The sequence below is a fragment of the Pseudomonas fluorescens genome (assembly GCF_002837185.1).
In the GTDB taxonomy this organism is placed as follows: Bacteria; Pseudomonadota; Gammaproteobacteria; order Pseudomonadales; family Pseudomonadaceae; genus Aquipseudomonas; species Aquipseudomonas fluorescens_AM.
This window is the reverse complement of record NZ_KZ478034.1, coordinates 23728-31481: the sequence shown is the minus strand read 5'-3', so window position 1 is coordinate 31481 and position 7754 is coordinate 23728. Positions and strand designations below refer to the sequence as shown.

At 59.2% G+C, this 7754-nt stretch carries 5 protein-coding genes and 1 pseudogene; 4 read left to right on the top strand and 2 right to left on the bottom strand.

The window, feature by feature from the left end:
* A pseudogene (locus tag CIB54_RS26110) lies at positions 1–128 on the top strand (L-arabinose ABC transporter permease AraH); the annotation flags it as partial.
* Positions 129–313: 185 nt separating this feature from the next.
* The gene (locus CIB54_RS26100; protein WP_065895466.1) at positions 314–1117 is read left to right on the top strand and encodes an IclR family transcriptional regulator; all 804 of its coding nucleotides are present in this window, start codon (positions 314–316) and stop codon (positions 1115–1117) included.
* Here CIB54_RS26100 and CIB54_RS26095 read toward each other — a convergent pair whose 3' ends face one another.
* Complete coding sequence (locus CIB54_RS26095; RefSeq protein WP_101221369.1) at positions 1118–2170, bottom strand: NAD(P)-dependent alcohol dehydrogenase; 1053 nt, start codon at positions 2168–2170, stop codon at positions 1118–1120.
* 233 nt (positions 2171–2403) lie between these two features.
* Between CIB54_RS26095 and CIB54_RS26090 the strand changes: the two genes are divergently transcribed.
* Both CIB54_RS26090 and CIB54_RS26085 read left to right on the top strand, forming a co-directional pair.
* Complete coding sequence (locus tag CIB54_RS26090; protein WP_057721141.1) at positions 2404–3297, top strand: AraC family transcriptional regulator; 894 nt, start codon at positions 2404–2406, stop codon at positions 3295–3297.
* Positions 3298–3463: 166 nt separating this feature from the next.
* Positions 3464–5851, top strand: a complete 2388-nt coding sequence (locus tag CIB54_RS26085) for an OspG family effector kinase (protein WP_101221368.1) — start codon at positions 3464–3466, stop codon at positions 5849–5851.
* A gap of 114 nt (positions 5852–5965) precedes the next feature.
* Here the strand turns inward: CIB54_RS26085 and CIB54_RS26080 are convergent, their stop codons facing one another.
* Positions 5966–7630, bottom strand: coding sequence for an electron transfer flavoprotein-ubiquinone oxidoreductase (locus tag CIB54_RS26080; RefSeq protein WP_065949873.1), 1665 nt, complete (start codon positions 7628–7630; stop codon positions 5966–5968).
* Positions 7631–7754 lie beyond the last annotated feature (124 nt).

The window sequence follows — 7754 nt, the reverse complement described above, 5'->3', positions numbered from 1 at the left end:
GGGTGTTGATCCTGGCGATCATCGAGAACGCGATGAACCTGAAGAACATCGATACGTTTTACCAGTACGTGATTCGGGGTTCGATCCTGCTATTGGCCGTCATCATCGACCGCCTGAAGCAACGCTGACTCATGCCATGTGAGGACTAAATGTGGGAGGGGGCTTGCCCCCGATGGCGGTCTATCAGTAGACAGATGTGCAAGCTGACCCACCGCTATCGGGGGCAAGCCCCCTCCCACATTGGATGTCCTGTGTTCAGAAGGGCAGCTTTTGCCATAATGGCGCCGTTTTCGTACTTCCCAATAGGCCCGATATGCAGGAAAACGCTCACTCCCCCGTCAAAGACACCGCCCCCACCGGCACCCAGACCCTGCTGCGTGGCCTGGGCGTGGTGCAGGCGGTGGCGGCCGGTGCGCGGGATCTGAAAGAGATCGCCCGACGTATCGGCACCACCCGCAGCACCACCCATCGCCTGGCCAGTTGCCTGGTGGAGGAGCGTTACCTGCGTGTGGTACCCCAAGTCGGTTACCTGCTGGGGCCCAAGCTGATCGAACTGGGTTTCCAGGCGCGCGAAGAACTGCCGCTGGTGAACCTGGCCGTGCCTTACCTGGACGAGTTGTCGGCCCTCACCGGCGACACCATCCACCTGGCGATTCGCGAATACGACGAAGTGCTCTACCTGCACAAGAACCCCGGCCGCAATGGGCCGGAAATGCGCTCGCGGGTGGGCCATCGCATGCCGCTGGCGCGCACCGGCATCGGCAAGGCGTTGATGCTCGATGACAGCGTGGAGGAGTGGCAGCGCCTGTACGACGTCAGTCTGCCGGCGGGGGGCAAGAACCTGCAATGGCCGCAGCATCCCGAGCAGTCGTGGGCGCAGTTCGAGCAGCGCATGCATGAATACGTGGTGGGCGGTTATGCGTTCGATCTGGAAGACAACGAACCGTCGATCCGTTGCGTCGCGGCACCGGTGCGCGATGCCAGTCGGCGAATCGTCGCCGGCATCAGCATCGCCAGTACCGTGCCCTACATGCCGCTGGAGAAAATGGCCGAGCTGATCCCTGTGATCAAACAGGTCGCGGCTCGGCTGTCGGCGCAACTGGGCGCGAAGGCCTGATCAGGCCTTCAGGGTCGCCATGTCGATGACGAAGCGATACTTCACATCACCGGCGATCATCCGTGTGTAAGCCTCGTTGATCTGGCGGATGTCGAGCATCTCGATGTCGCAGGTGATGCCATGCTCGGCGCAGAAGTCCAGGACTTCCTGGGTTTCGGCAATGCCGCCGATCAACGAGCCGGCCAGCACTTTACGGCCCAATACCAATTTGGCGGCATTGACGGGCGGGTCCACCGGCTCGATCAGGCCGACCAGGATATGCACGCCGTCAAAGCGCAGGACGTCGAGGTAGGGGTTCAGGTCATGCTGCACCGGGATGGTGTCGAGCAGGAAGTCGAAGTGCCCGGCGGCGGCTTTCATCTGCTCGGCATCGGTGGACACGATCACATGGTCGGCGCCCTGGCGACGGCCTTCTTCGGCCTTGCTCGCCGAGCGCGTGAACAGCGTCACTTCGGCGCCCATGGCCTTGGCGAACTTGATACCCATATGGCCCAGGCCGCCCATGCCGAGAATCCCGACCTTGTCACCGGCCTTCACGCCATAGTGCTTGAGCGGCGAGTAGGTGGTGATGCCCGCGCAGAGAATCGGCGCGGCGCTGGCCAGGTCGAGCTTGGCCGGGATCTTCACCACGAAGTGTTCGCTGACCACGATGCTGTCGGAGTAACCGCCCATGGTGTTGCTGCCGTCCACGCGGTCCGGGGTGGCATAGGTCATGGTCGGGCCTTCGAGGCAGTATTGCTCGAGGTCCGATTTGCAGGCGTCGCAGTGGCGGCACGAATCGACCATGCAGCCCACGCCCACCAAGTCGCCGACCTTATGGGAGGTGACGCTGGTGCCAACCGCAGTGACCTTGCCGACGATTTCGTGGCCGGGCATCAGCGGGTAAACCGCGATGCCCCATTCGTTGCGTGCCTGGTGGATATCGGAGTGGCACACGCCGCAGTAGAGAATCTCGATGGCCACATCATCGGCGCGCGGGCTGCGGCGTTCAAATGACATGGGGGCGAGGGGAGTGGTGGCCGACTGGGCGGCGTAACCGATGGCGGTGTACATGAGGAAACCTCGCAAACGCATTGAAAAGTGAGGCGGTCCATTCTCCTCACCGACCCTGCAGGCGGCCATGGCGATTGCTCCGAGTCTCATGCCTAAAGCTCCGGAGGGGCAGCTAAATGCGGCAAGCTTCAAGCTGCAAGCTATAAACTGTAACCTGCTTGCAGCTTGCAGCTTGCAGCTTGCAGCTCACAGCTTGCAGCCCCCCACCCCCCCACCCCCCGAGAACCGCTTTTATGCTGTTGACCCGCCATCTCGACGCCAACGCCACTCTGGTTTCCTTGATTGAGGGGCTTGCGTCCCGTGACGGCTTTTCGCCGACTCACCTGCCGGGCGTAAAGGTGTTGCGCGCCAGTTGCGACGTGGCGCGTGGGCCGCAGATCTACGAGCCGAGCCTGATGTTCGTGGCTCAGGGCAGCAAGGTCGCCTATCTGGGTCCGCGTACGCTGGAGTACGGCGCCGGGCACTACCTGATCCAGGCCATGCCGGTGCCGTTCGAGTGCGAGACGTTTGCCATGGCTCCCGGGGCGCCTTTGCTCGGCGTGACGGTCGGAATTGATCGAGTGGTGCTGGGCGAGTTGGTCATGGCGATGGGCATGCAAGCCGGACCACCGCCGGCGGCGCAGACCCTGGAGTCGATGAGTTCGGTGGTGCTCGATGACGCCATGCGCGGGTGCGTCGAACGGCTGTTGCAATGCCTGCACGATCCGCTGGAGAGCCGGATCATGGGGCCGGCGCGGGTGCGCGAATTATTATTCACCGCGTTGCGTGGGCCACAGGCCGATGTGTTGCGTGCATTGGTGGAACAGCAAGGGCAGTTTTCGCGGATTGCCACGTCCCTGAACCACCTGCATGCCCATTACGCCGAACCGCTGAATATCGAGACGCTGGCCGGTTTCGCGCACATGAGTGCGTCGACCTTCCACGAACACTTCAAACGCTGCACGCTGTTGTCGCCCGTGCAGTATCTCAAGCGCTTGCGGTTACTCAAGGCCCAGCAGTTGCTGCTGGTCGACGGCATGGGTGTGGCGCAGGCGGCGCACAGCGTGGGGTATCAGAGTACGTCGCAGTTCAGTCGCGAGTACAAGCGTTACTTTCTGCGTAATCCTGGTGAAGAGCGGGCTGCCTGAATCTGCCGGGTAACCCCGCCAAGTGAACTGTTCGTCCATGGGGCTCGGTGTGCTTGCAATACCTGATGACTGCTCCGGCAGGGTGGTCGTGGAACTGCCCTCGCGCGTGTTGCACTCACGCTTGCATCAGGCGAATAAACGTCCTGGGACCCAGGAAGTATTCCACGTGAAAGTCCAGCCCCTCACTCATACGATTCTTGTAAGCACTCAACAATCCGTTGCTTCGCTGCCAGCACACACTGTAACCGCGGGAGAGGTCGACCGTGTGGTGGACACGACAGGGGATGTCGTAAAAAGCACGACATCCCTTCCCGATCCGAACCACGAACTTGATTTCTCCAAGCATGTGATTTACGGCTCGCTGGATGTAACGCCGCCCGGCGCGAGGTATACGTTTGGCGAGCGTGAACAGCGAATCGATGCCTATGCCGGTCGCGTCGTCGCGCAGCTCAAAACGATAGAAACTGGCGACGAAGGCCAAAGCAATATCAGGTTCCAGCACATTCGCCCGTTTTTGGAACCCGCAGGCTATTTCAGCGGTGGGTTGCTGGCGGCGGGGTACGACCCTCATCAAAAAATCACGGTGACGTTCAACTCGTATGTCAAGGAGCTCAATGGCGCCTCTCACTTGACTAATCAGGAGGAGCGCACCTACTTCGCATGGCAAATCGCAGCCGGCGCTTTGAAACACGATGAAGTAGCGCCGGGGGGCCAGTTGAATGCCCAGGGTATGCATATCAACGCGCAGGACAAAAATACGATCAAAGACCTCCAATCCCTGGGCAGCACACTTCAAGATCATTGGGAGCAAGAGGTATCCAGGCCGATGCGCGATCCCAACGGAGAACTCGCAAAGCGCTCTGGGAAAGCAGACGCCTATGTGGTCAAAGGGACGTTACAAGGCCTACGTGACGACGAGGCTGCCTTTAGCCAGCTTACGCTAGCGGGCCAGAAAGCTATCATTCGAACACTTGAAGCAAACGGGAACGTCGTTGTTCCAAATATATACGGCTACTCATTGGCAGGTTATGCCTTTGTTCCTTATGTTCAATATCACGGTGATTATGACCATCGGCCTAATGAAGGCCTGATGGTCGACTTGAGACACGGCACTGTCAGTGAATTGCACGCAGATGATGACTTTGCCAAATGGGCCGAAAGAAATCGCGCTCACGTGGTGAACAGTTTCAACGCCAGTGACCGCCAGGGTGGCGAAGATGCGCACTGGCCGAGAGCAGACTATGTTCTTGATACGCTCATTCACGGTAATAGCGTCACGTACCCAGGCCGAAAAAACTGGCTTGCGGATAAGGCCGTACCCGTTCGCGAGACATTCAATTACACGCAATCGAGAGACAGCGATTATTACTTGAAATTTGGCGATCTGAAGAGCGGCATTGCCCCTCATTTCCAGGCGGTTAATGCAAAAAACGCGATATGGGCCGACCAGACAGAGGTTTTTGGGGCGTCGCAACAGAACTGGAAGGCCGCCAAAGCGTTTTGGGGCAGTACTTTCGGTTACCTGCCCGTCATTGGGAATACCGGCAACATTGTCTTTGGGGTCCATGACGCCATTAATGGCATGACGCAAAACGATCGAGTTGGCGGCAGCGCCGCTGCAGTGATATCAGGGTTGCAACTGGTCCATGAAATTGCGACCGCGAGGGCAGACGCAGGGTTGGGAGAACCCTCGTTAACCAATAGCGCTCCCGTTCAACCTTACCGCTGGAAAGTTAACTCACAGACAAGCGACCTGGAATTGCTGAGGGCGCCCAATGCGGGCTCGTCTTTTCCAGGCATGCGGGAAATCGAGTTGGGTGGCAGAACCTATTACGCCGCTGATGCACCGGATGCCGGCGACGGCACGCATTACGTTTTGCGTGTAGTCGATCCGCATGATCCCGACAAGTTGGCCAGTAGCGCAATTGTTGCCGCGCCTGATGCACAGGGTATCTGGCAGCGAAGAGGTGTCGTGGGCGGCGGTCTGGATGAACTTGAGGGCCGATTGAAAGACCCCGTCGGGTTTGGCTCCCGTGCGATGGTTTATGCCGACCCGGACGATGCCGACTATGTGATCAAAGTCACCTTCCCTCTGCCGACTGCCGAGCGCGTTGCCGATATGAAAAATGAGGTGGCGTTGTTCAACCGATATTATGGAGGGGAGCGCGCGACGTTCCTCGGCAGTAATGCAGCCGACACCGTTTCCTATATGCGTATGCCCAACGTGCCGGGAGAATCGCTGGAACAACTGATGGCGGGAGGGAAAGCCTTGCCTGAGGGCTTGTCGGCCAGCTTGTTGAATATGCTGGCTGAGTTGGAAAGCGCTGGTATTGCTCACAACGATTTGGCTGCAAGGAATATTCTTTACGACGCCAACACTCAGAAGTGTTTTCCGGTGGATTTTGGTTCGGCCAGGAAGGCAGGGGTGAACCTGGCGCAGTCCGATGACCGCTACAGTATTTGGAATCTGAGGGAGGAGGTTCAACCGGATAACCAGTCTTTGGAGGAAATGGTTGAATTGTTGGAGTCGTTGAAAACGAATGCTGTCAGTTGAGCCGGTCGGCAATTCAAGACGCTGACAGCATTTGCTCCGGCCGAATCGAAAAGACCATCGATTCGGCCGGAGCAAGTGGGCCCATCAACCAGAGTGGAACCGTTACTCGCGGCGTTACATATTCGGGTAAGTCGGCCCACCCGCGCCTTCCGGGGTCACCCAGGTGATGTTCTGCGAAGGGTCCTTGATGTCACAGGTCTTGCAGTGCACGCAGTTCTGGGCGTTGATCTGGAAGCGCTTCTCGCCGTCTTCTTTAGTCACCACTTCATACACGCCGGCCGGGCAATAACGCTGCGCCGGTTCATCGTAGAGCGGCAGGTTGGTGCCGATCGGGATGCTCGGGTCTTTGAGCTTGAGGTGGCACGGCTGTTCTTCTTCGTGGTTGGTGCCGGAGATGAACACCGAGCTCAGCTTGTCGAAGCTCAGCTTGCCGTCGGGTTTGGGGTAGTCGATCTTCTGGCTGTCCTTGGCCAGCTTGAGGCAGGCGTAGTCCGGCTTGGTGTCGTGCAGGGTGAAAGGAATCCTGCCGCCAAAAATGTTCTGATCGAGCCAGTTGAAGCCGCCCCCGATGATGGCGCCGAATTTGTGCACGGCCGGGCCGAAATTGCGGCTGGCGAACAGTTCTTCGTACAACCAGCTGGCTTTGAAGCTGTCGACATACGCGGTCAGTTCGTCACCGCCTTCGGATTCGGCAAACAGGCGGTCGGCTACCGCGTCGGCTGCGAGCATGCCGGACTTCATCGCGGTGTGGCTGCCCTTGATCTTGGCGAAGTTCAGGGTGCCGAGGTCGCAACCGATCAGTGCGCCACCCTTGAATACCATCTTGGGCAGCGAGTTCAGGCCGCCTTTGCAGATAGCGCGGGCGCCGTAGCTGACGCGCTTGCCGCCTTCCAGGTATTGGGCCAGCACCGGGTGATGCTTGAGGCGCTGGAACTCATCGAACGGCGACAGGAAGGTGTTGCTGTAGGACAGGTCCACGATCAGACCGACCACCACCTGATTGTTTTCCAGGTGATAAAGGAACGAGCCACCGGTGTTCTCGTTACCCATGATGTCCAGCGGCCAGCCGGCGGTGTGCACCACCAGGCCTGGCTGATGTTTGGCCGGATCGATTTCCCAGATTTCCTTGAGACCGATGCCGTAGTGCTGGGCATCGGCGTCGCTGTCCAGGTTGAAGCGCTGGATCAGTTGTTTGCCGATATGCCCACGGCAGCCCTCGGCGAACAGCGTGTACTTGCCGCGCAGCTCCATGCCTGGGGTGTACAGGCCCTCTTTGGGCTTGCCTTCGCGGTCAACGCCCAGGTCACCGGTGATGATGCCGCGCACCACGCCATTTTCATCGAACAGCGCTTCCTGGGCGGCAAAGCCTGGGTAGATTTCCACGCCCAGGTTCTCGGCCTGCTGGGCCAGCCAGCGGCACAGATTGCCCAGGGAAATAATATAGTTGCCTTCGTTGTGCATGGTCTTGGGCACAAAGAAGTCGGGAACCCTGGTGGAGGTATCGCTGCTGCGCAGTACATAGATGTCGTCACGCACGACCGGCGTGTTGAGCGGGGCGCCCAGTGCTTTCCAGTCCGGGAACAATTCGTTCAGGGCGCGTGGTTCGAACACGGCACCGGAGAGAATGTGTGCGCCCACTTCGGAGCCTTTCTCGACCACGCAGACGCTGATTTCCTTACCGGCTTCGGCGGCCTTCTGCTTCAGTCGGCAGGCGGCGGACAGGCCCGCCGGGCCGGCGCCGACGATGACCACGTCGAATTCCATGTATTCGCGTTCCACAGGCTATCTCCTACTCAAGGCTCAACAGGCTTTTTTTTCTAATGGGTGGAGGTTGGGTAGTGTCATGCTGCAACGGCACGACCCACCACTCTCTCTAGGTGGCGCATTATATCTACACCACTGG

Excerpts from the sequence above, each read along its gene's own strand:
- CIB54_RS26100 (WP_065895466.1), top strand. The coding sequence starts at position 314 with ATGCAGGAAAACGCTCACTCCCCCGTCAAAGACACCGCCCCCACCGGC.
- CIB54_RS26095 (WP_101221369.1), bottom strand. The coding sequence starts at position 2,170 with ATGTACACCGCCATCGGTTACGCCGCCCAGTCGGCCACCACTCCCCTC.
- CIB54_RS26090 (WP_057721141.1), top strand. The coding sequence starts at position 2,404 with ATGCTGTTGACCCGCCATCTCGACGCCAACGCCACTCTGGTTTCCTTG.